Source organism: Variovorax sp. SRS16 (assembly GCF_901827165.1).
Taxonomy (GTDB): domain Bacteria; phylum Pseudomonadota; class Gammaproteobacteria; order Burkholderiales; family Burkholderiaceae_C; genus Variovorax.
This window is the reverse complement of record NZ_LR594667.1, coordinates 182,889-207,161: the sequence shown is the minus strand read 5'-3', so window position 1 is coordinate 207,161 and position 24,273 is coordinate 182,889. Positions and strand designations below refer to the sequence as shown.

General features: G+C 62.2%; 26 protein-coding genes. 10 read left to right on the top strand and 16 right to left on the bottom strand.

Annotated features, from left to right (window positions below):
* Window positions 1-63: 63 nt before the first annotated feature.
* Window positions 64-1,845 (bottom strand): hypothetical protein, encoded by a 1,782-nt coding sequence (locus E5P2_RS29040; RefSeq protein ID WP_162577745.1) that lies wholly within the window; start codon window positions 1,843-1,845, stop codon window positions 64-66.
* Window positions 1,811-2,272, bottom strand: coding sequence for a class I SAM-dependent methyltransferase (locus E5P2_RS29035; RefSeq protein WP_068677395.1), 462 nt, complete (start codon window positions 2,270-2,272; stop codon window positions 1,811-1,813). Before E5P2_RS29035 ends, E5P2_RS29040 begins: the two co-directional genes overlap by 35 nt.
* Before the next feature lie 390 nt (window positions 2,273-2,662).
* Here E5P2_RS29035 and E5P2_RS29030 point away from each other — a divergent pair, with 390 nt between their 5' ends.
* On the top strand, window positions 2,663-2,965 hold the full coding sequence (locus E5P2_RS29030; protein ID WP_068677393.1) for a hypothetical protein: 303 nt from the start codon (window positions 2,663-2,665) through the stop codon (window positions 2,963-2,965).
* A gap of 204 nt (window positions 2,966-3,169) precedes the next feature.
* The gene (locus E5P2_RS29025; RefSeq protein ID WP_068677391.1) at window positions 3,170-3,475 is read left to right on the top strand and encodes a hypothetical protein; all 306 of its coding nucleotides are present in this window, start codon (window positions 3,170-3,172) and stop codon (window positions 3,473-3,475) included.
* Window positions 3,476-3,649: 174 nt separating this feature from the next.
* Here E5P2_RS29025 and E5P2_RS29020 read toward each other — a convergent pair whose 3' ends face one another.
* Window positions 3,650-4,363, bottom strand: coding sequence for a hypothetical protein (locus tag E5P2_RS29020; protein ID WP_068677389.1), 714 nt, complete (start codon window positions 4,361-4,363; stop codon window positions 3,650-3,652).
* Window positions 4,364-4,758: 395 nt separating this feature from the next.
* Between E5P2_RS29020 and E5P2_RS29015 the strand changes: the two genes are divergently transcribed.
* Both E5P2_RS29015 and E5P2_RS29010 read left to right on the top strand, forming a co-directional pair.
* Window positions 4,759-5,763: an extracellular catalytic domain type 2 short-chain-length polyhydroxyalkanoate depolymerase gene (locus E5P2_RS29015; protein ID WP_068677387.1), complete on the top strand. Its 1,005-nt coding sequence runs from the start codon at window positions 4,759-4,761 to the stop codon at window positions 5,761-5,763.
* Window positions 5,764-5,951: 188 nt separating this feature from the next.
* The gene (locus E5P2_RS29010) at window positions 5,952-6,401 is read left to right on the top strand and encodes a hypothetical protein (RefSeq protein ID WP_146039507.1); all 450 of its coding nucleotides are present in this window, start codon (window positions 5,952-5,954) and stop codon (window positions 6,399-6,401) included.
* A 99-nt stretch (window positions 6,402-6,500) separates the two neighbouring features.
* Here E5P2_RS29010 and E5P2_RS29005 read toward each other — a convergent pair whose 3' ends face one another.
* Together E5P2_RS29005 and E5P2_RS29000 are read right to left on the bottom strand one after the other, a co-directional pair.
* Window positions 6,501-6,752 (bottom strand): hypothetical protein, encoded by a 252-nt coding sequence (locus E5P2_RS29005; RefSeq protein ID WP_068677384.1) that lies wholly within the window; start codon window positions 6,750-6,752, stop codon window positions 6,501-6,503.
* The gene (locus E5P2_RS29000) at window positions 6,749-7,042 is read right to left on the bottom strand and encodes a hypothetical protein (RefSeq protein ID WP_068677382.1); all 294 of its coding nucleotides are present in this window, start codon (window positions 7,040-7,042) and stop codon (window positions 6,749-6,751) included. The genes E5P2_RS29005 and E5P2_RS29000 overlap by 4 nt, the downstream gene beginning before the upstream one ends.
* A 241-nt stretch (window positions 7,043-7,283) precedes the next feature.
* Between E5P2_RS29000 and E5P2_RS28995 the strand changes: the two genes are divergently transcribed.
* The 4 genes from E5P2_RS28995 to E5P2_RS28980 all read left to right on the top strand — a co-directional run bounded on the left by E5P2_RS28995 (window position 7,284) and on the right by E5P2_RS28980 (window position 9,950).
* Complete coding sequence (locus E5P2_RS28995; protein ID WP_083944319.1) at window positions 7,284-7,736, top strand: 4-fold beta flower protein; 453 nt, start codon at window positions 7,284-7,286, stop codon at window positions 7,734-7,736.
* 154 nt (window positions 7,737-7,890) lie between these two features.
* Window positions 7,891-8,385 carry a hypothetical protein gene (locus E5P2_RS28990; protein ID WP_068677380.1) on the top strand — a complete coding sequence of 165 codons (495 nt, stop codon included), beginning with the start codon at window positions 7,891-7,893 and terminating at the stop codon, window positions 8,383-8,385.
* A 314-nt stretch (window positions 8,386-8,699) separates the two neighbouring features.
* Complete coding sequence (locus tag E5P2_RS28985; RefSeq protein ID WP_068677378.1) at window positions 8,700-9,164, top strand: hypothetical protein; 465 nt, start codon at window positions 8,700-8,702, stop codon at window positions 9,162-9,164.
* Window positions 9,165-9,485: 321 nt separating this feature from the next.
* Entirely contained in the window at window positions 9,486-9,950 is a 465-nt protein-coding gene (locus tag E5P2_RS28980; RefSeq protein ID WP_162570785.1) for a hypothetical protein, read from the top strand.
* 330 nt (window positions 9,951-10,280) lie between these two features.
* Here E5P2_RS28980 and E5P2_RS28975 read toward each other — a convergent pair whose 3' ends face one another.
* The 5 genes from E5P2_RS28975 to E5P2_RS28955 form a co-directional block, all read right to left on the bottom strand.
* Window positions 10,281-13,376 (bottom strand): type I restriction endonuclease subunit R, encoded by a 3,096-nt coding sequence (locus E5P2_RS28975; protein ID WP_162570784.1) that lies wholly within the window; start codon window positions 13,374-13,376, stop codon window positions 10,281-10,283.
* A 3-nt stretch (window positions 13,377-13,379) separates the two neighbouring features.
* Entirely contained in the window at window positions 13,380-13,688 is a 309-nt protein-coding gene (locus E5P2_RS28970) for a hypothetical protein (protein ID WP_162577746.1), read from the bottom strand.
* A 128-nt stretch (window positions 13,689-13,816) separates the two neighbouring features.
* A complete protein-coding gene (locus E5P2_RS28965; RefSeq protein ID WP_068677372.1) occupies window positions 13,817-15,088 on the bottom strand; it encodes a restriction endonuclease subunit S in 1,272 nt (423 codons plus the stop codon).
* Window positions 15,085-16,896 (bottom strand): type I restriction-modification system subunit M, encoded by a 1,812-nt coding sequence (locus tag E5P2_RS28960; protein WP_162570782.1) that lies wholly within the window; start codon window positions 16,894-16,896, stop codon window positions 15,085-15,087. The genes E5P2_RS28965 and E5P2_RS28960 overlap by 4 nt, the downstream gene beginning before the upstream one ends.
* A 398-nt stretch (window positions 16,897-17,294) precedes the next feature.
* Entirely contained in the window at window positions 17,295-17,705 is a 411-nt protein-coding gene (locus E5P2_RS28955) for a hypothetical protein (RefSeq protein ID WP_068677365.1), read from the bottom strand.
* Window positions 17,706-17,810: 105 nt separating this feature from the next.
* Between E5P2_RS28955 and E5P2_RS28950 the strand changes: the two genes are divergently transcribed.
* Complete coding sequence (locus tag E5P2_RS28950) at window positions 17,811-18,152, top strand: helix-turn-helix transcriptional regulator (RefSeq protein ID WP_068677363.1); 342 nt, start codon at window positions 17,811-17,813, stop codon at window positions 18,150-18,152.
* A 129-nt stretch (window positions 18,153-18,281) separates the two neighbouring features.
* Here E5P2_RS28950 and E5P2_RS28945 read toward each other — a convergent pair whose 3' ends face one another.
* The 6 genes from E5P2_RS28945 to E5P2_RS28920 form a co-directional block, all read right to left on the bottom strand.
* On the bottom strand, window positions 18,282-19,232 hold the full coding sequence (locus tag E5P2_RS28945) for a hypothetical protein (RefSeq protein ID WP_146039505.1): 951 nt from the start codon (window positions 19,230-19,232) through the stop codon (window positions 18,282-18,284).
* A 259-nt stretch (window positions 19,233-19,491) separates the two neighbouring features.
* Window positions 19,492-19,752, bottom strand: a complete 261-nt coding sequence (locus E5P2_RS28940) for a hypothetical protein (RefSeq protein WP_068677359.1) — start codon at window positions 19,750-19,752, stop codon at window positions 19,492-19,494.
* A 325-nt stretch (window positions 19,753-20,077) separates the two neighbouring features.
* On the bottom strand, window positions 20,078-20,620 hold the full coding sequence (locus E5P2_RS28935) for a hypothetical protein (RefSeq protein ID WP_068677357.1): 543 nt from the start codon (window positions 20,618-20,620) through the stop codon (window positions 20,078-20,080).
* A gap of 213 nt (window positions 20,621-20,833) precedes the next feature.
* A complete protein-coding gene (locus E5P2_RS28930; RefSeq protein WP_068677355.1) occupies window positions 20,834-21,982 on the bottom strand; it encodes a hypothetical protein in 1,149 nt (382 codons plus the stop codon).
* A gap of 107 nt (window positions 21,983-22,089) precedes the next feature.
* Entirely contained in the window at window positions 22,090-22,620 is a 531-nt protein-coding gene (locus tag E5P2_RS28925) for a hypothetical protein (protein WP_068677353.1), read from the bottom strand.
* Window positions 22,617-23,402, bottom strand: coding sequence for a hypothetical protein (locus E5P2_RS28920; RefSeq protein ID WP_162570781.1), 786 nt, complete (start codon window positions 23,400-23,402; stop codon window positions 22,617-22,619). The genes E5P2_RS28925 and E5P2_RS28920 overlap by 4 nt, the downstream gene beginning before the upstream one ends.
* 409 nt (window positions 23,403-23,811) lie before the next feature.
* Between E5P2_RS28920 and E5P2_RS28915 the strand changes: the two genes are divergently transcribed.
* Window positions 23,812-24,267, top strand: coding sequence for a hypothetical protein (locus tag E5P2_RS28915; protein WP_180988656.1), 456 nt, complete (start codon window positions 23,812-23,814; stop codon window positions 24,265-24,267).
* Window positions 24,268-24,273 lie beyond the last annotated feature (6 nt).

Sequence of the window (24,273 nt, the reverse complement as noted above, 5' to 3'; positions counted from 1 at the left end):
AAGGCGCTTTTCGCAAACGATTTAACATTCTGCCTCCCACCGCAAGGCCTTAGGCCTCGACCGTCACCGCATTGGCTCAGGAGTGCTGGAGACCAACGGTTCATGGTGCGGGGCGGTTTGGCGGCCCACGGCGAGCGGGGTGCCCAGACTGTCGTACCACCAGGCATCCGCCTCGATGCGCGTTCTCCAAAAGTCCATGCTGACCTTGACCATTTCGTCGTGCCAGAACGCCAACGACTCAGGGCTCGGCTTCCCCTTCGCTACGATTGAAGCGTTCGTATCTGTGAAAAGCTCCTCGGTCGGCTCCAGCACGAACTTGCGAAGCGACATATCGGCCTCGACGATAATCAGGCAATAGAACGGGTTCTTCAGAAACCGTTCGAAGACCGCGGCGCTGGCAGGCGCGGACTTTTCGATTGTGGCCAGCGCACTGTGCACGTTTCGTTCTTTGGCTACTTCGCGTAGCCGCGCATAGCGCTCCTCCCTCTCCTTTGGAGTCGCCATTAGCGGGACCGGCCGCATGAGGCCAAGCACACCTGCTGCCTGCAGGTACTCGAGTGCGCCATTGATGGCGGCCCGGACATCCCGACCCGGAAATCGCTGGAAGAGCCGCGACGGCGCCTCGTGAATGCGGTCGATGTAGATGACGCGCCGTCCATCAAGCGCGTAAAGCGCCTTCTCGCGGTCTGCTTCCAGGGCCAAGGCCAGGAGGGATGCAACCATGCTGACGTTGACCGGCTCAACTACACGCGGGTGGGGGGCACCAGCGATTTGAAACGAGAGCTTGGACGTGCCAACGTAGGGTGCCTCATAGCGCAACGACGACTCCAGGCTTTTCGTCCGCAGGTCAACGAGCATGGGATTGCCCAGCACTTTAGGAAGCTTCATTAGTATTTGGACCGTCTCTTGGGGCAGCACGAGTACATCCGACAGAGGTACACGCCTGTCCAAAGGCATGCCATACACCGATGAGACGAAACGTCGGTCGTGCTCCGTCTCGTGGTCGAAAATTTCGAGCTCGCCAAAGGCCTCGTTCGGGTCTAAGACGACCCTGGGCTGTCGCGGTGGAGGGGGCGGGGCGGGAGGTTGCGGTAGTTCCGCCTCTGCCGCCGTCCCCTTCGACTTTGCCACCCTCCGGACGGCCCCGGGTTCGGTGCCAGGCATGTATGCACCCAACCTGCCGGTGCGCACGATGAAGACCTGACCTCCGGTGTTGTGCTTGTAAATGAGTGGCGAATCTGCAGGAATCGTGCGCCAGTGAACACCGTCAAGGTTCTCCTTGATGGCCTCCAGGAGCAGGTGGGCCGTACCGTGCGCGTCGCGTTCTGACGTCAGTTCGCTCAGCCATTTCTCAATCTGGGTTGCATTGGCCGGCTCTCGGCGCGTGCTGTGGATACCAAGTAGCCAGACGTGAAACGGTGCCACCGCATGGTCACCTTCTCGCCAAGTGAAGCCGTCCAGGTCCTGCGCGCCGGCGGGAAGCAAGGGCGATGCCTCGTCGTAAATAAGAAACCCTGCGTCACGAAACAGCCTGCGCATCTCCGTGCGGGACCTCAGAAAGCGCTGCTGGCCGTCTCGGCATTCAGTAAGCCCCCCTACCTGCGGCTGCTCTCCGAAGTCAGGGGGGTGCCCCGTTTTACGGAAATAGCGCAAGTTACTCGTCACAACCAGCATCGACGCGGACCTGCCAGGTTCGTAGCGCTGTCCAATCTCAGCCAAGAGTTTTGCCGGGTCCTTGATGTGGTCAAAGAGTCGGACGGCCAAAATGAACTGTGGGCGCTGTCGCAGATGCCCAATAGGGGCCAGCGGGTCATCGCCCTCCAGGTTGTGAACCGTCACCGTCATTGTGCTTCGTCAGCTGGACGGATTTCAAGCATTCGGCGGAGGAGTCGATGCCGATGTACTCGACGTGCCCTGCCTGGGTCAGCCGCGTCCCCAGAAACGCGTCTCCGCAACCAAGGTCCAAGACGACGTCGGTTTGCGTCCCCAACCAGAAGCGCGTCGGCCATATCTCGTCTGGACCCCGGCCGAACCGAAGCCCCTCTTCGCAAAGCCGGCGCCAGCGCTTCATCGCGCCGTGAATCGAGGTGCCCTCGCGCCTACCTTGGATGTCGTACGAGAGGAGGCCAAAGACGATGTGGTCGATAAGCAGGCGCCTCCAATTGTCTGTGACGTCCTCTTTCACCTTGCCCGCCGCCTGCGCCTTCACGTCACCCCCGCACTCTCCGGCGCCGGCCGAAACCTTGCCGGTCTTCGCTTTGCGCGTCGCCATCGCAATCTCCTTCCACGGATGTCAGGTCCAAGCGGCACATTCTGCCGAGAGAACTGGTTTTCTGATAACGAAAGTTCTCCGGCGAACGCGCTTGCGGGGGAGTTCGTGTGGCACAATCCGGCCCGCGCATCCAAAGCGCCTGGCTCGCGCTCGTTCGCGACGCCTCCTCCGGAACCCGCCGTCTAAGGGTTTGCCTGGATAACCACTCCCTGCAGCGCCTCTTCCCGCCCGGGGCCTCACGCTGTCGCGACACGCCAAATCGTTTTAGGTGGCACAGCGGGACAGCGTGTAGTTTTAGGTTGGTCGGGCGAACCCACTAAAGGCTATCGAGCTTCCGAAAAGCTGTTTAGGCTCTCTCCAGCACGCACCACCCAACTGGAGATTGCCACCATGCCCAATCCTCAAGTCCTCCGCTTCGCAGGCCGAGTCCTCGGCCTGGCACTGAGAAACCGCGCCGTCGCGCGCGCCGTCCAGAGCGTTGTCGTTCTGGCGGGCCTGGCTATCGGAACTATCTTCGGCGGTGGTCACGGCGGCGGCCATGCCGGTGGCCACGAGCCGAACACCGCCCCGCCGCCGGCGCACATCGAAAAGCACGTCGAGCCGGTGGTGCCGCCGCGCCTCGAGGCGCGTCTCGAGGGCCCGCCGCGCAAGACGGCCGTCAACCATGACGCTACCCAAGGAGATGAAAAGTGAGCTCCCGTATTACCCTCTGGAACGCCGCCACCCTCATGGCCGAGTGTGCGCACAGCGCAGGTGTCGTGGGCGTGGCCAAGGGTCTGCTGGCCTGTAACAACTTGGCGGACACCACCGCTGTCATCGACCTCCACGCCGTGTTGTCCGTCTACGTTGCCGTGAAAGTCGGGGTTCACTTGGCGGGGCGAGCCCATCAAGGAAGCGTTGCAGGCAAGGCTGGCACGACGTGGAGCGCACACGCCGGCATGGGCCGGCAAGGTTGGCCGCATCTTACGCAGCGTCCTGCCGCCGGCCCAGATTCGATTCGGCAGTTTCTGGGGCATCACGGACTGCCTCGCGCAAGGCGCGATTCTCAGTCCACTCATCATGTGGGCCTGGCACACCCCGCAGCTCGGCCTGATGGGCAGCGTCGCCGCCTTCGGGCTGATGGAACTGCTCGCGGGCATCACTGCCTTGGAAATTGCCCACGGGCTGAAGCACCCCGCCGTGCAGGAGCCACACCCTCATTAGCGCAAAAGCGCTGGCGCAGGCAGGTCCTGATGCAGACGAGCCCCTCTTGTGGGGCTCGTTTCATTTGTGCGACAGCAAGGCACTCGCAAGATGATGACGGCGCCCGCCCGCAAAGGAAAGCCAGCCCACAAGGGGCTGACTGAAGCGGGGTTAACGGCGGCGGCCGACGAACGCCTAATCCAGGGGTTTGATTTCGTGAACAACACCATCAATGAAGGACACCATCCGGGTCCGGTACGCCCAGACCGCGGTTCGCCCGTTGCCCGACGTCTTGAATTCAGGTTTGCCCCAGTCGCTGCGCAGCACCTCAGCCATTGTGAACCCCGGCTTAATGCCAATCTTGCGGAAGTGCCTGTCGAGCTCCACCTGGTGTTTGCGCGACGCGGCGGTCGCCACCTTCGGGCGTATTGAGTACAAGCCGGGCATGTCCAATGCGATGGCCGTGGAGGGGCTCACGGACTCCTCGAAAGTGTGCACCTCCACATAGGCGACCTGCCCGTCAGTGAAGCGCACCCGGTAGTGGCAGAACATGCTGTTTGCGCGGCACGTGAGCCTCACGTCTTTACGTTCGTCATCGGGTGCCACCACCGCTTCTACAACGAACTCACGGCGCGCCGGCAGCGCAATAGCATCCTTGCATTCGGGGCTGCACTTGGTGGTCGGCCGGGGCGTGAATCGAGCGAGCCGCAAATTGAAAAATAAGGCCGCCTTCGTCATGTACCCGTTGTCCTTGGCTACTAGGTACGCTTTGCCGATGCGCGTGAACACCTCTCGAGAGTCGGCGACGTCGGAAGCAGTTACCTCGTCGTCGGCGCGCGCGCTCGTGACCAGGACGGATGCAAACAGAAGCAGCGCGAAAGTGGGCAAGCGAACCTTTAGATGAATCACGGCTTAAATCATTTCGTCGTTGTGGTCGTGAACTATAGTGCAGCCTGCTTACTTTTGTACACACAGACCCTCCTAGCTTGCGCGCCGCATCCGGAGGACGGTTCCCACCCCCTGGGCGGCGCTGGCTAACTCTTCGGGCAGCCCGCCGTGAACGAGCGGTGTCCAGAACCTATCGATTCCGGCCCCCCTTGTGGGCAACTCGCTTGCCCCGGTCTTCGACCGTGCCAGCCGCACTGGCGGTCATGTTCTTGACGGTGAGCTTCTCCGTCGAGTACTCACCTGCGACGCCGCGAGCGACGTTCCCAGTTAACGCCTCCGGCCCCGCTTTTCGCCAACGGCTAGGCCCGAGCTCCCGATTCCTATACCTCGAAGGACTAAATCAAAGGTATACGAATATGGACAAGCTTTCCAAAGCGGCTGTCGATGTCTCTAAAGTAACGGTTTCCGGTTTGTCCGCCGGCGCGTACATGGCCCATCAGTTGCTGGTCGCCTACAGCGACGTGTTTTCCGGGATGGGCTCTATCGCCGGCGGTCCGTTCCTCTGCTCGAACGGCTCTCTGTACGGGGCACTCTCTGCGGGCATGCGCGGCGGACCCGAGCTCGACGTGGCTCGCCTGGCTTCAAAGGCGCGGTACCTCGAAACGGTCGGCGCCATCGCCGACCTCGAGAACCTGGTAGACGCCCGGATTTGGGTGTTCCGCGGCACCGAAGACCAGACGGTCCTTCAGGGTCCGACCGACGGCCTGGTGGAATTCTGCGAGCGGTTCACCGCCAAGGGAAATGTTCGTTACGTAAACAATGTGCCGTGCGCGCACACGATGCCCACGGATTCCTTCGACGCGAAGGCACTGTCGCCCTATCGGGAGTCGTACATCAGCAACGTCGGCTTCGATGCGGCTGGCCAGATGCTCAAGCACCTGTACGGGCCCTTGAGGTCGCGAACGACGCCTCAAGGCCTCCTGGCGCGATTCAGCCAGAACGAGTTCTTGCGACATCCGACGCTGTACGGAATGGGCGAGACCGGGCTGGTCTACTACCCAACCGCTGCCCTGCGCGGTAAGCGCTGCAAGCTGCATGTCGCCCTCCACGGTTGCGAGCAGTCCGAGTACAAGTTGGGAGAGCTGTTCGCCACGCATGCTGGCTACAACGAGTGGGCGGAAGCGAACGACATCATCGTCCTGTACCCTCAGGCGTACCCGACGATGAGCCCCTTCCTGTTCAACCCCAAGGGAAGCTGGGACTGGTTCGGGATGCTCGACCAGGCCTACTGCACGCGACAAGGACGCCAGCAATGCGCCATCCTCGGAATGGTCGACCGGCTCACCGGAAAACAGGTTTCCTCCAACGGCGCTCTTCGCGACGTGCTTGACGCTTCGCACTTGAGCCCTTGGTTGGCATAACGATTCCTTCTTCACACGCTCCCTGGCCTGCCCGTGGAGCGTGTTTTCTTTTGCCGAACTCCCGGGATTGGCAGAATGCGCGGTCAACAGCGTGGACGGTCATGAAACTTTCGACAGCGCAGATTGGAAGATGCGGCGAGCTCCTGGTCCAGTACGAACTCCTTGCTCGAGGCGTCGAATCTGCTCCCATGAGCACCGACACGGGCATTGACCTGGTCACCTATTCGTCTGCTTCGGCACAGCCCGCCACCGTCCAGGTGAAGACCGTGTTTGCGGCCAAGCCTGGCGGGGGCAAGGGGGCCTTGTTGCTCGACTGGTGGGTCCCGTCGACCACGCCGGCGCAGCTCGTTGCGCTCGTCGACATGTCGACACCCCGCATCTGGCTCTTCACCAGGTCCGAGCTCATCGAAGCAGCGCAGCAGCAGCCCACGAGCGGCCTGTTGCACTTCTTCATGAAAGTCAGCCCCTCCCGCCGGCCGCGTGCTGATGGCAAGGCCCAGGACATCCAGGACTTTGAGCGGTTTCGACTCGAGCGCCGGATGGCGGAGCTGTTTGGGGACGACGGCCACCAAGCCAGAGACGGCCTGGTGCCCCCGGCGCTTGCGGAGCCGGCAGGGGCAGTCGAACCCGGCGAATAGCCCGGCGCACCCGCGGTGCTCCAAGCCGCAAATCCCGCCTTCGTACATCGAGGCAATGAAAAACCAGCCCACGGTGGGGCTGGTTGGAAGAATGAGTTCTTAACTCGAGCTTTGGAACGCCGCGGGAGCGCCCTGTTTGTCTGCCGGCAGGTCCAGTACACCGGCGCTCGCACGAATCGTCATGTTCGTGGTGATGCTCAGGTCAACGTCGGCCCGGTGGGGCGCGCCGTTCTCATAGACAGCAACGGCCACTCCGGTTTCCTTGTTCGTGATGATGTGGCGGCAACCGTCGTCTTGCACTTCGTGCAGTGAGGAGGCCCGCGCGAGCGCGACCAGCGTGGCGCGCTTCATTGCGGCCTATCAGCGAGCTCGGGAGGGATAGGCTCCGCCACTTGCGGCTTCGCGTAGGGCGTCGTACCGTCGTCGATGATGACCTGAGCGGTCGCCGGTTCGATATCCAGCTTCGCCTCGCCGCCGGCCAGGTAGACCAGCTGCTGCTCCGGGGTGAGCAGGCCGAACAGCTTGTGTTCGTCCACGAAGTAGCCGTACTGGTAGTCACGGTCCACGAAGACGCGCACGGTACGGTTGGGACGGGGGTCGAGCGTGCCAACGCTCTTGTGCTCAGTGATATGGATTTGCATGGGTGATTGGCCGAGGCCGTGAGTTTTCCTGGCAACGTATAGCCAATGCCCCGCGGCCCGTGATGCTGCCCGCGTGCAGCAAAGGCTCGGTGAGGGTGACGCCCGGCTGCAAATCGCGGAAAAGTTCACCCAAAGCACGTCTTCTTCGACCGCCGGGCGGACCGGCAGGCCGAGTCGCCGGCGCCGAGGCTTCCGTCGAGGCGAGAATCTGGTCAACCACAACAACACAAGCCCTGCCCCAATGAAGCACTCCCTGTTTGCCGCCAGCCTTCTTGCCCTGGCATTGGTCACACCTGCGGCGCACGCCGACGATGAGGAAGTTGCGCTTTTCAGCGGCTCAGGAAGGGCGGACGCGTACATCGCAATCGCCGAAGAGCTCACAATCTACCTCTGGGGCGGCAAGCCTGTCGCCTATCTGGAGAAGAACGACACCGGCGGCGGCTACCACGTCTACGGCTTTAACGGCAAACACCTCGGATGGTTCACGAAGGGTGTGGTCTGGGACAGCGAGGGCTACGCCTCCTGCGCGACGAAGGAAGCATTGAAGACAACGGCTTTCGAGCCATTCAAAAGCTTCAAAGAGTTCAAGCCTTTCAAGGCCTTCAAGGAGTTTGCGCCGTTCCGACCTTCGCTTACATCGACGTTCGGCGAGACGCCTTGCCGTTTCCTGCTGGGCGCCGGCGGCGCTGGCTGAAGCAGCAAAGGGGCGGCCTCCGCCACAGGACACGGCCGTCGCACTCAACCCGGCCAGGGCGTCTTCGGCGACACTGGGTGTCTCGTTGGGCAACCCATCCCCTGTCGGTTCTCTATAGAGGATGCCAGGCCACATTCTTAAAGACAAAAACCACATGTTCAACCTCAACTTTCCGCTGCTCAAGGGCCAGGCAGACCTGACCTTGCTGAGCAGCCGTAACCTCCAAAACGAAGTGGTGTACCCCCGCGCCGCGTGCTTCACGAAACTGGCGCTCAGCATTGCTGAGCTGTTCCGCGAGAACGAGAGCATGTCGCGATTCCAGCTCACAGTACTTGCCAAGCCGGAGGCGCAGGACACGGAAACGTCCCTCGACTTCAAGGTGACCCAGAGCATCGCCATCGGCACGGACGGGGTCGACGTCTTCCCCGACAAGGACAGCAAGGAGGCGTTCTACGCCGCCAACGCCCCTTTCCACATGATGGGAAGCGGCAGCATTTCGGTCGAACGCAACGACGAGGTCCTCCAGGGCATCCTCGTGGCCACCGACTATGCGGACCTGTCAGGCAAGGCCCACCACCTGGCTGAAGTGCTTGCGTCGACCTTCAAGGCCATCAACCCGACGACCTTCGACTTTCGACAGGTTCTGTAGCTCGCGCTCAAGCCCTACTTCCAACCCACCGGTGTCTTCCGGTGGGTTTTTTCTTGGCCAGCGTCCTGAAGGTGGACCCACCGTCTCCCTGGTGCAGCCGAGCTCGAAGAACGAGTTCTCCGGTCGCGGCACGCCGGTCTACCGAGGGCGACTGCCCAGCTGGCCACGGCTGGCTCAGTCAGGGCCCACCACGGGCGTAAAGAAGCTCGGCCGGCCGCTGGGCGGTAGTTCGCTATAGACGTCATAGGACAGCGCACGTTGCCCCTCAACCAAGAGGGGCACCCGCCCCTCTTTCCCATCACAAGGAGAGAGATATGACCCAAGTTACGAAGAACACCCCCGCGGGCTCCACCGTGTTCGGCATGTTCCCCGTGAAAACGGTGACTGTCGTCAATGGCCGCCTCATCGAAAAGCAACGCAACCTCGTCGACCATCACTGCGTCCTTCTGGGCGTCGATGGCAGCAAGGCTCTGGTGGCATACGCCGGAACCGACGCTGACGAAGCCAACAAGCGCCGCCCGGGCTACATCTCTTTCCCGAGAGATGTGGTCTCGGCGGAGAAGGCTGGTTGGAAGTTCGGCAGCGAGTACTACGTGGACTGCGACGTGCTCGCTTGGGTTCCCGTCCAAGCGCTGCAAGTGCGTGGACGTCTGTCCAATGCACTGTTCAACGCAGTTTCGATGCGCGTCATGAAGCGCCGGGCCCAGCCCGTCGTTTACAGCGAGCTCGATGATGAAGTCGTGACCGGCGCCCGCCGCGCGATGAAAGCAGCTGCCTGATTGCTTGACCCACAAGCATTCAGGCACCCCTCACCGGACTATGCGGTTCGCCGCAACTCTTGTTCTAGACCGCACAGCTCACGCTGTGCGGTTTTTCTCTTGGTCCCGCGGCTTTCGTCGTGCGGTCAGCGCCTGAGACCAGCCCTTGTGACGTCGGCGGTCAGAGCGAAAACCCGATTCTTCGCGGACGCCATCTCGCCGGCGGCAGCCAGACTCCAGCGCGTCGGCTCAATCGCTATAGGCGTCATAGGACAGCGCATTCGGCGTTGCCCCTCAACCGGAGGGGCACCCGCCCCTCTTTCCCTTCATCAGGAGAGAGAAATGACAGAAGTTACCAAGAACACCCCCGCCGGCACCACCGTGTTTGGCATGTTCCCCGTGAAGACGGTCGCCGTCATCGAAGGCCGCCTCATCGAGAAGTACCGCAATCTTGCCGACCACCACTCCGTCCTTCTGCAAGTGGATGGTGAGATGGCGCTGGTCGCGTACGCCGGAACCGACGCTCACGGCAACAACAAGCGCCGCCCTGGCTACATCCCTTTCCCGAGGGACCGGGTCTCGGCAGAGTCCGCTGGCTGGAAGCACGGTTGCTTGCTGTACATCGACTGCGACAGGCTCGCTTGGGTGCCCCTCGCGGCATTGCAGATTCGTGGAAGGCTGACGCTCAGGCTGCTCAATGCAGTCACTTGGCGTGTCATGAAGCGAATGCCGCAACCGGTGTTCTTCAACCCTGGCAATGACCAAGTCGTAACCGGCGCCCGCCGCGCGATAAAAGCAGCTGCCTGATTGCTTGACCCACAAGCAACCCTCCAGGACTATGCGGTTCGCCGCAAGACCTTGTTCAAGGCCGCACAGCTCACGCTGTGCGGTCTTTCTTTGGGCGGACTGGGGGACCTCCGTTGACCGCGGGCGCCCTGCGGCAGCTTCCGCGCAGGAGATGACCGTTCTCCTTGGAACCTGCGAACTCGACTGCAGCTTGCCAGCCTCGGTCTCGCCATGTCGGTAAACCTCCCGCGGCAACTGTTGCCTGCCGTCCGTCCGGCGCGCTTCAGTATCGGCCCGCGCGCGGAGGTTTCGAGCCGGCCCGCAGGTCGGCTTCAGGCATGTGCGTCGGCACTAGGTGCGGGCGGCTGGCCCCTGCTGGAACCCCTGCCAAACCATCTTGGCCACCATCTTCTGCATCATGCCGAAGATGCGCTCGTCCTTCAGCAACTGCTCTGCAATCTGGTTGTGAGCGTCCTGGGCCTCGATGACGACGTCCGTGAAGGCATCCTTGAAGTCACCCATCGCGAACTGCTCCTCGCTGTTGTTGCGGGCCTGGGCAGCGAGCTTCTCGTTCTTGGCCAGGTGACCTTGCCAGGTGGTGACCGCGCCGATGAAGTCCGACTCGGTGATGTGCCCGGAGAACAGGTCATTCATCTTGGCCACAATCTCGCGCAGCGCCTTCTTCTCGTCCTCGGGCGCCGAGCCCGTGCCGGCTTCGCCGATGCCAGGAAGCTTCACGACCTCGGCCTTTTCCAGGTCCAGCTGCTGCTCGCCCACTTTCTGCAAGCGGTAGTGCGTCAGCTTCACGTCGGCGTCAAGCTCCAGCTTGTGCTTGTCCTTGCCGTGGGCGGCCAGGCGCGGCATCAGGTTCTTTCCGAAAACGAAAAGCTTCTCCAGCTCGGGGTCGTCGTAGGGGATGATTTGCGACAGAAACTCGTAAAGGCGCAGGAACGAGCCCAGGTCCTTCCGAAACAGCTCCTGTGGCTCGTCCTCCAGCCCTTCATAGCGGTCAAATGCGGGCTTGAGAACGGCATGCAGGGCGCCTTGGCTCTTGACCTTGGGGTCAAAGAAGGCCGCAGCGAACTGCTCGACCTCGGTCCAGTAGTACACGCCGGCCTTGTCAAGCTTTGTGAACAGCTCGTGCACGACGTTCGGGTCGGTGACGTCCTCGAGCTGCGCGGTGCGGTAGTAGGGCTGGAAACTCGCGAGGATTTCGTCGGGCCGGTTCACGAAGTCTAAGACAAACGTGTCCTCCTTGCCGGGGTACATGCGGTTCAGGCGCGACAGAGTCTGGACGGCCAGCACTCCCGACAGGCGCTTGTCGACGTACATCGTGTGCAGCAGCGGCTGGTCAAAGCCGACCTGGTACTTGTTGGCCACCAGCAGGATGCGGTACTCATCCTGCTTGAACGCCTCCGAGGGCTCCTGTCCCTTGACGTCGTTCATGTTCGACTCGGTGAACTCGTCGGCCCCCGAGTCCGGGTCCAGCACGGCGCCCGAAAATGCTACCAGCGTACGCAGGTCGGTGTACTTCTGGTCCTTGATGTACCGGTCGATGGCCAGCTTGTAGCGGACCGCAGCCTTCCGGCTGTCGGTCACCAGCATTGCCTTCGCCTTGCCGCCAATCTTGGCCGCCACGTGCTCGCGGAAGTGCTCCACGATGACCACGACCTTCTGCGAAATGTTGTGCGGGTGCAGCTTGGCGTATTGAGCCAGCGCCATCTTGGCCTTCTTCTGCGGCACAAGTTTTTCATTGGCTACCGCGCCCAGCTTATAGAAGGTGCTGTAGCTGGTGTAGTGCCTCAGCACGTCCAGGATGAAGCCTTCCTCGATGGCTTGGCGCATCGAGTAGACGTGGAATGGCACCGGTGTGCCCTCGGGCCCTTTTCGGCCGAACAGCTCCAAGGTCTTGGACTTTGGGGTGGCCGTGAAGGCGAAGTAGCTGACGTTCTCGGGGCGCTTGCGTCCCTCGATTGCCAGGGCGACCATGTCCTCGGAGGTTAGGTCTTCCGGGTCGATGTCGACGTCAGCCTCGACCTGGACTTCCACCCCGTCGATGACTTCGGCCGCCTTCTGTTTCGGTTTGCCCTTGGTGAGGGCCTCCCGCAGCTTGCGCGCCGCGGTGCCCGTCTGGCTGGAATGTGCCTCGTCGACGATGAGGGCAAACTTGCGTTTCCCCAGCGCTCCGACCTGGTCCAGGATGAAGCCGAACTTCTGCAGAGTCGTTACGACAATCGGCGCGCCCACGTTCAGGGCCATGGCCAGCTGCGCGCTGTTCTCGGAGATGACCTGCACCACGCCGGCCCTGTGCTCGAATTGGCTGATGGTGTCCTGCAACTGCTTGTCCAGCACGCGGCGGTCCGTTACCACGACGACTGTGTCGAACGTCTTCTTGTCGGCCGCGTCATGCAGGTTGGAAAGGCGGTGCGCTACCCAGGCGATGGAATTCGACTTGCCCGAGCCGGCGGAGTGCTGGACCAGATAGTCCTTGCCCGGGCTTTCCTCGGCCGCCGCGCGAATCAGTTCCTGCACGGCCACGAGCTGGTGATACCGCGGGAAAATGAGGGATTCCTTGGTGGCCTTCTTGCCGTCAGAATCCTCGACCTCCTTCGCTTCCAGGTGCATGAACTCGCCCAGCACCTCGAGCCAGACATCTGGTCGCCAGACGTACTCCCACAGGTAGTAAGTAGGGTAACCCTTCCCGGGCGGCGCGGGCGGATTTCCGGCGCCTGCGCTCAGCATATCGACGCCATCCGGCCTGCCTATGTTGAAGGGCAGGAACTGGGTATCGTCGCCCGCAAGCTTCGTGGTCATGAAGACCAGGTCGCTGGAGATGGCGAAGTGAACCAGCGCGCGGGTTTTGAACTGGAGAAGAGGCTCCAGCTCCTTGGACTTCGGGTCCTTCGGCAACCGGTCCTTCTTGTACTGACTGATGGCGTCCTTGACGTTCTGGGTCAGGTCGGTCTTGATTTCGCCGGTTGCGACTGGAAGGCCGCTGACGAACAGCGTCAGGTCGATGCTGTTCTCGTTGTGCAGGCTGTAGTGCAGCTGGCGGACCACCGTGAGCCGGTTCTTCTGGTACAGGTCCAGCAGCTTGGGGTTCTTCTTGTGGGCCGGCTTGAACTGGCAGAGGAAGAACTTGGCGTCGACGTCCTTGAAGCCATGGCGCAGGAGGTGCAGCGTGCCGTGGGTGTCCAGTTGCTTAGCAACCCGCTTGACGAAGACAGCGTCGGACTGACCGTTGTGCCACTTCTTGAACTTGGCCCACTCGGTGGGCTGCGTATCCTGCACGAAAGCCAGCAGGTCCTCGGCCAGGATTGCGTACTCCTTCGAGTAGCTGGAGGCCTGCTTGGGATGGGTTTTGACCGACCAGCCGTGAGCCTCGAGCTGCGTGCAGAGCTCGTTCTCGAAAACGCGTTCGGTGTGAATGTTGGACGTGGTCGGCATCACTCAATCCCCTGCTTCTTCAAGAAGCGAGCGACCGACCGCCCAGGAGCATACGGTGAAGAGGAGCACGAGTCCCAGTCCTCCGGCGACCATGCACGAGACTGCGGGGCGCCACCGCTCGGACATCGTACTCAGACCGGGGTTGCCATCCATCGTGTCAAGGAAGCTCGCAATAGCTGCGCTCAGCCCCAATCCGATGAGCAGAATCAAGAGGTTTGCCCATGCTCGTAGCTGTTTTCCCTTCCACTCCGCAGTCAGCGGGTCGTCGCGCCGACCCGGTCGCAGCGAAGCAAAATAGTTCATGATGTTCAAGATGTGGTGCACGTTCCTCTCCAGCGATGTCGTTCTCTAGAGTAGCGGTGATTTGAGGACCCTCCCCGGCCTCCTGCTCAACGAAGGCAAGAAGGTCCGCCTCTTCACGTCCAGCAGCGGCTTGGGAATCAGATAGCCCCCTTGAGCACAGTGCCGACCTGCAGGAGGCCGGTCACCGCCGCGGAAATCAGCGAAGAGCGGTACTCGCTTAAGCGCTGGATATGCGCTCTGGCATGTTCCTGCAAGCCTTCAATCGCGTGCTTTTTTGCGATGAACGCTTGCACGATTGCGTCTTGTTCGCTTCGCGGCGCAATCGGTACTCGGAAGGCTCTCAGGGTGTCGCAGTTCATCGCCCCTTGAGCACCGCCGCTCCCGTCACTAAGGTAGCGCAGTGCGGTGTACAGCCCTGTTAGTACGACAACCAGGTAGTCGTCTGAAACCTCGGGACTCCTTGAGGTCACATATGCGACGTTCTGGCTCACCGTGGCCGGAATCGCCAGCCGAGCGGTCATGCCCCGCGTTGGTCCTTGGCCGATAAGGCCAACTATGGCGCTTCCTGGCCGCACCACACGGAGTCCGGTTTCGGACAGGGCGCAGTCGGTCACGCACTCTGCCGTCTCCTTGATGACTCTGTCGTTGATGGCGGTGCTGGTGACCCAAGGCATGGTTCCGTCCAACCAGTACTTCTGCACCTCTCTCTTCGGCGTGCAGCCGTTTCCAACATCTGCGAAATAGCCCAGCTTCGGAGTCGACCAATGGGCTGGCACGCGGGCGAGCCAGCCTTCCTTGCGTCCACTGGAAGTTCCTTTGCGCTGAAGTCCCTCGCTCGCGAAGTCGAACGCATAGGCCTCAAGTGCATCGTCAAGTGACACCAGGAGTTGTTCTTTCTCTGCAATCAACGCATCAATTCGCGCGGTCTTTTCGTCAAGGAAGTTGGCGATGCGCACTTGGTCGGAGCGAGCGGGTGCTGGAAAGTTGACGCTTCCGATGAAGCTCCAGTCAGCTCGCGGCATCTTTGACCCGTAGGTTGAACCATCGATGGCGGAAATATTTTCCGTGGACAGAAGACAATACCTAAGAAAACGTGCGTCTACACCCTCAGTTCGCAGGACCAGACACTCCGTCGTGCTGAATCCGTGACTTTCGGCCACCCACCCTTTGGCCAAATAGGGGCGAAGCTTTCCGAAGAGCACGTCGCCTGGCTCGAATACGTTCGCACTGCCTTCCGGCTGCTGTTGTAGCTCAATGCCGGATAAGCGGCCCGTCCAAGATTCGATTTGTTCTAGGCCGACATAAACGCCCTCGGCGGGCACGCTGTCAACCTTGGTCCCTCTCAGGCCGGCAAGGAACTTCAGCGGCTTGGTTGGATGCTTCGTAACGAAGGGCGTCAGGGTACTCAAGCGAGCACTCCCTTCATCAGCTCCATGAACCGCTTCTCCATCTCGCCAATTTCCTTGGCGATGACGGCCGGCTTGCGCGGCGGCTTGTACACGTAAAAGTAGCGGTTGAAGTTGATTTCATAGCCGACCTTGCCGACCTGGCCGTCCTTTTCGTCGCAGACGTCCTCGTTAACATACGCGTCGGGCACGTGCGGCAGTACCTCGCGCACCATGTATGCCTTGACGTCTTCGGAGAGCGGCACGTTCTCGGTGTCGCGCAGGTCTGGGTCGTACGGCTTCTGCCCCTTCTTGAGTTTGGGCGGCGCCTTGCCCTCCTGCGGCGGTCGGTCAACGGTGACCTTGCGGTATCCAAAAAACTTGTTTTCAAAGACCTTCGACACAATGCGCGCCGGCTCGGCCTGACCCCTCCCGTTGCCGTTCTTGCCCGTCTCGGCGAACTCACCCGCGAAGGTGGCCTGGTCGACAGCGCCCGCGTAGACCTTCACGATTTCCTCGACCTGTTCGTCGGTGATGAACACGCGCTTGTTGCCAAGGCTCTTCATCCTCTTGTACATGCGCGTCGCATCGATGAGCTGTACCTTGCCCCTGCGCTCAGCGCCTTTGTGGTTTGACAGCAGCCAGATGTAGGTCGCGATGCCGGTGTTGTAGAACAGGTCGTTAGGCAGCGCGACGATTGCCTCCAAGAGGTCGTTTTCGAGAATCCACCGGCGAATTTCTGATTCGCCAGACCCGGCATCGCCGGTGAAGAGAGGCGAGCCGTTCAGGACGATGCCGATGCGACCGCCGCCGTCGGCAGCAGGGCGCATCTTCGAAATCAGGTGCATGAGGAAGAGCAACGAGCCGTCCGAGACGCGCGGCAGGCCAGGCCCGAAACGGCCGGCATATCCCTTTTTCTCGTGCTCGGCCTTCACGACGTCCTGGACCTTCTTCCAGTCCACCCCGAATGGCGGGTTCGCAGCCCCGTAGTCGAACTTGTCGCCAGCGAAGCCATCGGCCGACAGCGTGTTGCCGCGGACGATGTTCTTCGGGTCCTGGCCCTTGATGAGCATGTCCGCCTTGCAGATGGCGTACGACTCGTCGTTCAGCTCCTGGCCAAACAGGCGGATGACGGCAGAGTTGTTGATTGAGCGCGCGACGGCCTCGCCCACCGACAGGATGCCGCCGGTGCCAGCAGTAGGGTCGTACATCGAACGCACCACCCCCGGCTTGGCCAGCGCTTCGTCATCACCCGCGAAGAGGCATTGCACGATGAGGTGGATGACTTCTCGGGGTGTGAAGTGCTCGCCGGCCGTCTCGTTCGAGGCTTCCGCGAACTTCCGAATCAGCTCCTCGAAGACGAGGCCCATGGTCTCGTTAGGCACCACGTCCGGATGGAGGTCGACGTTGGCGAACTTCTGCACCAGTTGGAACAGGAGGTTCTTCTCCTCTAGCTCCGCCACTCGCTCGGTGAACTTGAAGCGCTCGAACACGTCGCGCGCGTCTTCCGAGAAGTCGCCCAGGTAGGCCACCAGGTTCTGGCGAATGTGCTTCTGGTCAGCGAGCAGGCCCGGCAAGGTAAACGGGCTGACGTTGTAGAAGGCCTGCTTGCTCTTGCGCTTGAGAAAGGGGTCGAGGTTGATGCCAGTATCCTTGCGCTTCTTGGACTCGGCGAGCACATCCTCCTTCGTGCTCTCCAACACGCAGTCCAGGCGGCGCAACAGGGTGAACGGGAGGATGACCTTGCCATAGTCCGCCTGCTTGTAGTCGCCGCGCAGGAGGTCGGCGACCGACCAGAGGAAGTTCGCGAGTTCGGAAAAATTCTGGGCCATGAGCTGGTTCCCTGTTAGTTCTTGGACGGCTTGGTTTTCTTGGCGGACGCTGGGGGAGCCGGCGCGGGTGCAAGATGCAACCTCTTGGCATGCTCGCGCACCAGGACCTCAAACATGTTGGTCAAACTGCGGCTCTCCGCCGCCGCACATTGCTCCCAGAGGTCGCGAACCTCGGGGGTGAGCTTCAGCGACGTGGCCGAGGTCTTTCGGAGCGGGCGGGGCATGAGAGGTAGAGGCCGCTTGCTTAGATACCGCAAACCGCTATACGTTACCAGTCGTCGAGCAGTGTCACAAGCGGCGACTCCGAAGAACATGTTCTTTCGATGGTTGCGCACCACAATACGAGGGCGCAAGCGGGAAGTAGCCTCGCACTATCGCTTCGCCCGCCGTGAGCCCAGTCAGGTCGGCACGCGTGTCTTGCGGGCAACGACCGAGCTCCCCAGTGCCACCACACGCGCGCTCTTGAAAACAGGTTCTCGCGTGGCTCGGTCCACGAAGGTGCTGTAGCGGTACGGGTCGTAGGTCACGCCGACCCCGCGCATCCTGCGTACCTTTTGCTGCCAGGGCCGCTTGTCAGCAATGCTCGCGCCTGACTCCAGCCAGCCCACCAGCTCACCGCGGATGCCCGCGTGGACGTTCTTGCGCTTCTCTCGCAGGGCGCGCTGCCGGCCGGCCTGCGAGACCACGAAAGACGCGTTCTCCAGCTCGACAGCGTCGACGTGGGCGATGACGCGGCCACGGGTCTCACGGTCCTCGCTGCGCACGGAGAGGCACCGCCGGTGGAGATTGAGGTAGATGAAGACACGCATTGCCTCCGTCTAGGGAGGCAATTTAGCGGGAAAGCCCTGCTCTAAGCCGGTCGACGTCCGATACTATCGTCAGATTACAGCTTTGAGCCTGAAGTATCGGACACCATGAGCAGAACCTTCCAACGACCGTTTCCCTCTGTAGCTCGCCAGATGGAGGCGCTTGGCGACCGTCTGCGCATGGCGCGCCTACGCCGCAAGATTTCGGCCGTCCAAATGGCAGAGCGCGTGGGAGTTTCGCGCGACACACTACATCGGCTGGAGAAAGGCGAACCGAACATCGCCCTGGGAACCTATCTTCGAGCGTTGCGTGTGCTACGCCTGGAGAAGGACCTTGACCTGGTTGCAAAGGATGACGTACTCGGCCGGAAGCTGCAGGACCTGGGTCTTGAGCCGTCGGCTGCGCGCCGACCACGCAGGCCTCAAACGACGCCAGCTGCCACCAGCTGACGCTTCGCACTGCGCAGTCCGACGCGGAGTGTCAGGTCACGCCGCTGTGTCCATAGACGGGCGACCGGCGCTAGAGCGCTACCCGTGAGGTGCCCCAAACCGTGAACCAACTCTCCTCGGTGCGGTGCGTCATCGCAGTACAAGGACTTTCCCCACCGCGCCTTCGGTTCGAATTGTGTTCCGCGACACGGGTCGTCCCGGCCATTTGGCTTCGTAGCGGTAGGTTCCCAGCAGTCGATGCCCCGGAGATGCAAGCACGAACCAGCCGGGGCAGTCGGATTGATTCCACGGGTCGCGCCCGAGTGCCTGGCATAACAGCCAGTCGAAATCGAGAATCAAGCTCACCGTTGCCCCGGACGGCTCTGTCCTGACCTCAAATGGGTCGCCGAGCAGAAAGTGGCACATGCCGCCGCCAAACAGCAGGAGCGGAACCTCGTGGCGACGGCTCTCCGGGAGCGCCAGAACCAGCCCGTTCCATTTCTTCGCAAGCGAAGCCTCAAGCTCACCGTAATCACCTTCGCGGTAGAGACCCTTGAACGCCGCAGCCTTTGGGTCGGCCTCAGTGCCGCTCAACCTCGCGGCGATGTCCTGAACGTCCCTTTCTGCCAAGGCCTGCAATGCCCTCTCAAGCTCCGGAACTTGCATGCCCGTCATCCGGACGAGCTCAACCATGTACAAGCGGAAAGCCACGCCCTTCATCGTGCTAGCCCAGGTGGAGCTAAAAGGCCTGGGCCCCGTGATGTTCGCATAGCCGCACACGCCATACAGATGCTGGTTGCAAGGCAAAGCCTTGCCCGCAGCAGCGTCCATCTCTCGCACGCGTGTGTCCGATTCGGTTGGCGCATAGTTATAGGCGCTTACCGGTGAGCGGGCACACCGGGTCTTTGCAAGTTCTTCAAGCAGCGTTTTGCCTGACGCACTTTGCAGGAACTCCTTCTCCAGCGCCCGGTAGACCTGTACTTCAAGGCTCGCCTCTGGGTGCTTGCCGATGTCTGCCAGACAGCCGGAGCCGGCGGCTCCCAAAAGCATAGAGGCGGCCAGGCAGCGAAAACGCGTTCTGAGGACTGTGGCTTTCGGCATGGCGCCCTCCTGCTTTGCCTGTGGTGGTCGCATTGTGCAGCCGAGCCCTCCCTGCGTCACCAAGCACCTGACTTCCGCGTCCTGGAAGCCGGGTTCGCGCCTGTCCCGGCCGGGGGCCGCCGGCCTTGAGGGCTCGCGCGTCACTTCCTTGTCGGCGTCCTCGGCTGCGTCTACCCGCGCTGGCAGGGACGTCGGCCAGGTAGCGCCTTTCATTTGTCCGCATCGTGCGCTGTCCGCCCACTGATTGCGGGGCTCGTCGTCAATCCCGACGGTTGCGCTCGCGCTCCTCGAGCTCACGGCGAAATTCCTCGTTTCCTTCGCCCCACCAGTGAGGAAAGAAGAATTGCGTGGCGGCCCCGATGCAAGCGATGGAGAGGACCAGGTTGAGGGTCTTTGCAGCGGCTGCGGTCTGTGGCCCGAGTTCGCCAATGAGGGTGGCCCCCGCAAGGGTTGCAGCGTTTTGCGCCAGGACCACGAAGGCCAGCAGCACGAAGCTCACGATGAATTTGCTGTCAGGCATGATGGGGTTCAGAGATATTCAAGCGTCGGAAACGGCTTCTTCGCGGCGCGGACGCATTCAGGCCACAGGTTCTCCATCGTCCGGGTCGTCGCATCAGGGTCACGGTTGCAGAGTGTTCGAGGGGGCGGGCTGCGATACGGCACGTATGGCGCAACGAGACGCACCCATGGGATACCTCGTTGGGCTTGCGGTCCAGCTCACCAAGGGAAGCCGAGGAGTTCACGGTGCCGAAGGCTTGCGTCAGCGGTACCAGGTCGTCTGAGCATTGGTTTTTCGGTCTTCGAGGGCGCGCGAGCACTTCGGCCGGCACGCAGGGAACAAGGCCTCAGCCTTCAGGTCGCGGGGTCGAGGGCACGGGCAGGGCGTCAACCATGTCGTCAAAGTTCTCGCCCGCCAGGTTGCGGGCATGAAGGTCCGCCCACTGCTGGGGATTGAGCTTGCGCGCCTTTTCGTAGCGGACCCAGCCCAGCTCGAGCTCAGGCTGCATCGACATCATGACTTGGCCGCCAGGCACCGGGTCGGAGCCGGGCGCCGGCGCTGCAGCGGAGGCTTGTTTGCCCAGGCCTCTGCAGAACTCCCACAAGGCATCCTGCGCCTTGCGCACCTCGGGGCCCCAGGCCCGCTTGCGGATGGCATCGACGCGAGCGTCGGCCCAGCGCTCGGCCAGGGTGAAGATGTGCCGAACCACGTCCTCCGGAACCACCGCGGTCTCTTCGGCCTCCAGCTTGCTGGCAGGCCCCCGGCCTCCCGCCCCTTTGCTCGCCTGACGCGCCTTGTCCATGACGGCGTCGTACCGGTCGTCCCAGGAGAGCCCATGCTCCTTTATTTCGTCCAGTATCTCGAGAAGGTTCTCGATGTGGTTGGCCATGTATTTAATCCTTGGGTGCCGCGCCTGAGGCGCCGTTGATAGCAACTGATGATTTGGCAATGGTGGCGCATGCACCTTCTTCGGAACGAAACCGGCGCATCTGCCCGTCGGCTCGGAGCAGGTACTCAACCCTGCCACAGGGCCACTCGCGCCAGACACACCATGACTTGCTCACCGGATGCGCGCCCCATGGGCCAGGTGGTTGCGCCGCACTCACGCCGGGCTACGAGTGAACCGCGCCGCGATGTGCTCTTCGAGGGAGGCCTGGTCGCGCTTCCAATCCCGCTCGTCGTGAACGTAGTCGAAGCGCATGCAGAGGTTGCGGTGGAAATTCTTGAATTCGTGCAGGGTTTGGGCCGCCTGCGACTGTCCGCCCGTGGCCAACGCCGAGCTCGGAACCCGTGCCAGGACCTCGTCCTTCAAGTCCTGCGCGAACCGGTAGAACTGCGGCGTGAAGACACCGGAGATGCCAGCTGTCTGGGCGACAACGTCCGCGACACGTTCGGGAAGGTCGACGCTCAGACCACGTCCCGTGGTCGCCGCTTGCTGCTGCGCGGCGCCGGTCAGGCGCGATTGCATGGCCAGGAAGGTGATGGCCAGGGAGCCGGTGAGGGACTCGATACCCCGAACACCCGTGAGCTCGCCAGAGAGGTCACGCACCGTGAACGGGCACCTCTCGAGGAGGTAGCGAACGTTCTGCTCCAGCGAATCTGCACCGGCCGCGCCGTCTGCCCCTTCGGCATTGCTGGCGCGTTCCGCACTTCGCGCCAGGCCTTTGCGCAGCGCATCGGAGATGCAGTCAGCGTGCAGCTGCGGGCCGGAGCCGAAGTCGTGGGTGTGGAACTGCTTGATGGCAACGTGCATGCGCGCCAGCCACTCGTCGTCGGTTTCCGCAGCCTGCGCTTCAGCATCCAACTCGGTGACCTCGACCTCTGAGGGATAGGCTTCTTCGAAAGACTCGTGCTCCACACCCTCCTCCGGCTGCTCCGCGAGCGTGCGGGCCGCGTCGATGGCGCCGATGCCCTGGGCCCAGGGAAGCACGACATTGTTGGCAGCCCACTCCTGCAGGGGGTCGACGGCGCCGGCCTGGATGTTGCGCAGCCACATGTCGCAGTGCTCGAGCGAGGGGGCCTTGCCGCCGGCCAGCAGCGTCAGGACCTCCTGGAACCGGTCGATGAACTTCGTGGGCACCTGGTCGAACGTGACGGGAGGCGTGTTCAGCGCGTCGAGCGCCACAGTGCGCGCGTGGTCGATTTCATCCCAGTCTCCTCCGACCATCTCGTTCTCGATGGCAGCAATTTGCTGAAGGGCGCCGCGCAGACGCAGGTTCTCGGCGCGAAGGAGCGTATCGGTCTTGGACATGAGGACGAGTTTTCCGGTGTGTTGCCCAACAGCGGGCGGAGCCTGAAGCGTCGCCGGCGCGCGCCAGGCAACGAACGATTCAGAAATAGGGAGCGTGAGCGCGAGGCTCAGATGAACGCGGTGGAGCTGACGCTGCCGTTGGCCTCGGTCACGTTGAGCAGCACTACGCCGGCGGTGGGCGCAGCACGGGAGGCCGAGTTCTCGATGATGTGGCCCACTTCGTGGATGCCGGCTTGGCAGCGGTATCCGTGGGTCATGTCTTCGTCCTCGGGAAGGTTCGACTCCGGAATTCCCGCGAAGAGCTTTCGCGCCAGCTTCAGCTGGTACGGGCTCATCGGGATGAAGCTCTGGTTCTCGTGGGTGCTCAGCTTGCCGGCGGCGTGACGCATGAAAACGATGTCACTGCTGAACTGACCCACGCCCTTGCGTACCTGGACGCAAAAGCCTATGCGGCTCAAGGCATCGCGGCGGCCTTGCTGGAAGCCGGTCACCAGGAATTCACCCGGGCCGGGGATGCGGCTGAAATAGCCGCGGGTGTAGTCGGCCAGGGCGACGATGTCCTGGGCGAGCGCTTCCGCCTCTGCCGGAGAGAGGACGGGCGAGGATTCGATGGCCTCAGGTGCGGATTCGTTGGTCATGTTTTTCCAGGTGGCGCAGCAGGGATGCCGCAGGGTTTGTCTTTGTTGTTCAGGGCGAGAGCTGCCGCCAGAGCCGATGAGAGCGTCTTGGCACGGGCAGGAGCCGCAATGGCCACGGGTTCTCTTGCCGAGGCAAGCGCCTTTCGCTTCTCGAGCGCTTTGACGTACCCCGGCGGGAATGCGAAGTCGGCCGGAATGCGCATGGACCGCAGCGGACGCTTGAGCTTCTCCAGGCAGGCGATGACGGTGGCGACATGGCTGAAGTCACGGGCCTCGACGTCGCGTGCCATCAGCTCCTCGCCACCTTCGTTCAGGTAGGCCAGCGGAAGGGCGAGGAAAAACTGCTTCGCCGCGGCGTTCTGGAGTTCGGGGCGCGCGTACTGGCCAACCCAAAGGTCCCCGTCGAGCCACCACTCCGCCAAGTAGTCCAGGCCGAAAACAGACGGGAAGTTGCGCTTGTAGCTTCGGGTCTGATGCTCTCGCCAGGTGGGAAGGAACGCTTCCTGGTGCATGCTCTGGATGTACCGGGCCCGTTTGCCGAGGTCGCGCAGCAGGTTGTTGCGGCCAGAGCCACCGCCCCGGCGTTGGTGCATGTCGAGGTCCATCTTCATCAGGACGTCGAAGGGTGGCAGGTACGGCTTCTTGAGTGCGGGGCGCACAACGGTCGGGGTGACGCCCGCGCGCGCCGCGCCGCCTACGTCTGGGGCCTGGGTGTCGGGCGGCGAGGCAGCGACTGCTTGTGCCGCCGGCGCCAACGTTTCAGTGGATGAGTGAAGTTGCATGGGAAGAGCGTACGACAGGTTTTCTGTTGAACCGCAAGCTGCCGCGGTGACAGTGCTCGTTGCATCGAGCACCTGCTTTAAATTGCGTGACTCCGAATGGTTCTAAAAGCGTTCTGGGTGTGTCCATTTTAGCAGAGTTGAGGCCCGCCGGACAACCTAAACTGTTTAGGCTTCTATTTGCGAGCAGAGCCTATAGACTCTTGAGGATGCTTGGCCAGTCTCATGGCAGGAACGGTTCCACGCTCGATGACCACCGTCTCAGTTGGGCGTTGTGTCTTGCGTAGTAGCTTGGCGCGCCACCGCGAACATGTTTTACGGGGCCCGCGCATCCTCTGGCTTGGCCTGGCGGAGCTATACGACTTAGAAACTCGCGCAGCTGTGCTGCCACCAAATCACTCAAAGGAAACCTGTGACCCAAACTACCCCGCGCAACGCGAAATCCGCCAAGCTTCCCGCGGTCGTTCACGAATTTGGCACCGCCCCGCAGGTCGTGCCCGCCGACTACACCCACCGCGAGGACTTCAGAGGCACCGTCAACGAGGCCGCCGAGCGCTTCGCCGGTGAGCCCGTGGTTCTGGTTAAGAGCGCCGCCATCGAAGGCAGCCCCGACCGCTTCGCCATTGGTGTCTTCGCGTGGGAGCCGCAATACCTGCCCTGGCGCAACGGAGGCTGGTACGTCACCAACCTGCACTACCCCACCGGTGCCTGTGGCTGCGTCAGCAACAACTACCCGGACAAGAAGTGGCGCATTGTCTGCGACGACCGGCGTGGTGAACTCGACGAGGAAGGCGACTACACCTTCCGGACCCGAGATGACGCCGCACGTGCCGAGCGCGACCTCGTGATTGCAAGCAGCGCGACCTAAGCGCCG

Coding starts and splice junctions, on each gene's coding strand:
- E5P2_RS29040 (WP_162577745.1), bottom strand. CDS start 1,845: ATGACGGTGACGGTTCACAACCTGGAGGGCGATGACCCGCTGGCCCCT.
- E5P2_RS29035 (WP_068677395.1), bottom strand. CDS start 2,272: ATGGCGACGCGCAAAGCGAAGACCGGCAAGGTTTCGGCCGGCGCCGGA.
- E5P2_RS29030 (WP_068677393.1), top strand. CDS start 2,663: ATGCCCAATCCTCAAGTCCTCCGCTTCGCAGGCCGAGTCCTCGGCCTG.
- E5P2_RS29015 (WP_068677387.1), top strand. CDS start 4,759: ATGGACAAGCTTTCCAAAGCGGCTGTCGATGTCTCTAAAGTAACGGTT.
- E5P2_RS29010 (WP_146039507.1), top strand. CDS start 5,952: ATGAGCACCGACACGGGCATTGACCTGGTCACCTATTCGTCTGCTTCG.
- E5P2_RS29005 (WP_068677384.1), bottom strand. CDS start 6,752: ATGAAGCGCGCCACGCTGGTCGCGCTCGCGCGGGCCTCCTCACTGCAC.
- E5P2_RS29000 (WP_068677382.1), bottom strand. CDS start 7,042: ATGCAAATCCATATCACTGAGCACAAGAGCGTTGGCACGCTCGACCCC.
- E5P2_RS28995 (WP_083944319.1), top strand. CDS start 7,284: ATGAAGCACTCCCTGTTTGCCGCCAGCCTTCTTGCCCTGGCATTGGTC.
- E5P2_RS28990 (WP_068677380.1), top strand. CDS start 7,891: ATGTTCAACCTCAACTTTCCGCTGCTCAAGGGCCAGGCAGACCTGACC.
- E5P2_RS28985 (WP_068677378.1), top strand. CDS start 8,700: ATGACCCAAGTTACGAAGAACACCCCCGCGGGCTCCACCGTGTTCGGC.
- E5P2_RS28980 (WP_162570785.1), top strand. CDS start 9,486: ATGACAGAAGTTACCAAGAACACCCCCGCCGGCACCACCGTGTTTGGC.
- E5P2_RS28975 (WP_162570784.1), bottom strand. CDS start 13,376: ATGCCGACCACGTCCAACATTCACACCGAACGCGTTTTCGAGAACGAG.
- E5P2_RS28960 (WP_162570782.1), bottom strand. CDS start 16,896: ATGGCCCAGAATTTTTCCGAACTCGCGAACTTCCTCTGGTCGGTCGCC.
- E5P2_RS28955 (WP_068677365.1), bottom strand. CDS start 17,705: ATGCGTGTCTTCATCTACCTCAATCTCCACCGGCGGTGCCTCTCCGTG.
- E5P2_RS28950 (WP_068677363.1), top strand. CDS start 17,811: ATGAGCAGAACCTTCCAACGACCGTTTCCCTCTGTAGCTCGCCAGATG.
- E5P2_RS28945 (WP_146039505.1), bottom strand. CDS start 19,232: ATGCCGAAAGCCACAGTCCTCAGAACGCGTTTTCGCTGCCTGGCCGCC.
- E5P2_RS28940 (WP_068677359.1), bottom strand. CDS start 19,752: ATGCCTGACAGCAAATTCATCGTGAGCTTCGTGCTGCTGGCCTTCGTG.
- E5P2_RS28935 (WP_068677357.1), bottom strand. CDS start 20,620: ATGGCCAACCACATCGAGAACCTTCTCGAGATACTGGACGAAATAAAG.
- E5P2_RS28930 (WP_068677355.1), bottom strand. CDS start 21,982: ATGTCCAAGACCGATACGCTCCTTCGCGCCGAGAACCTGCGTCTGCGC.
- E5P2_RS28925 (WP_068677353.1), bottom strand. CDS start 22,620: ATGACCAACGAATCCGCACCTGAGGCCATCGAATCCTCGCCCGTCCTC.
- E5P2_RS28920 (WP_162570781.1), bottom strand. CDS start 23,402: ATGCAACTTCACTCATCCACTGAAACGTTGGCGCCGGCGGCACAAGCA.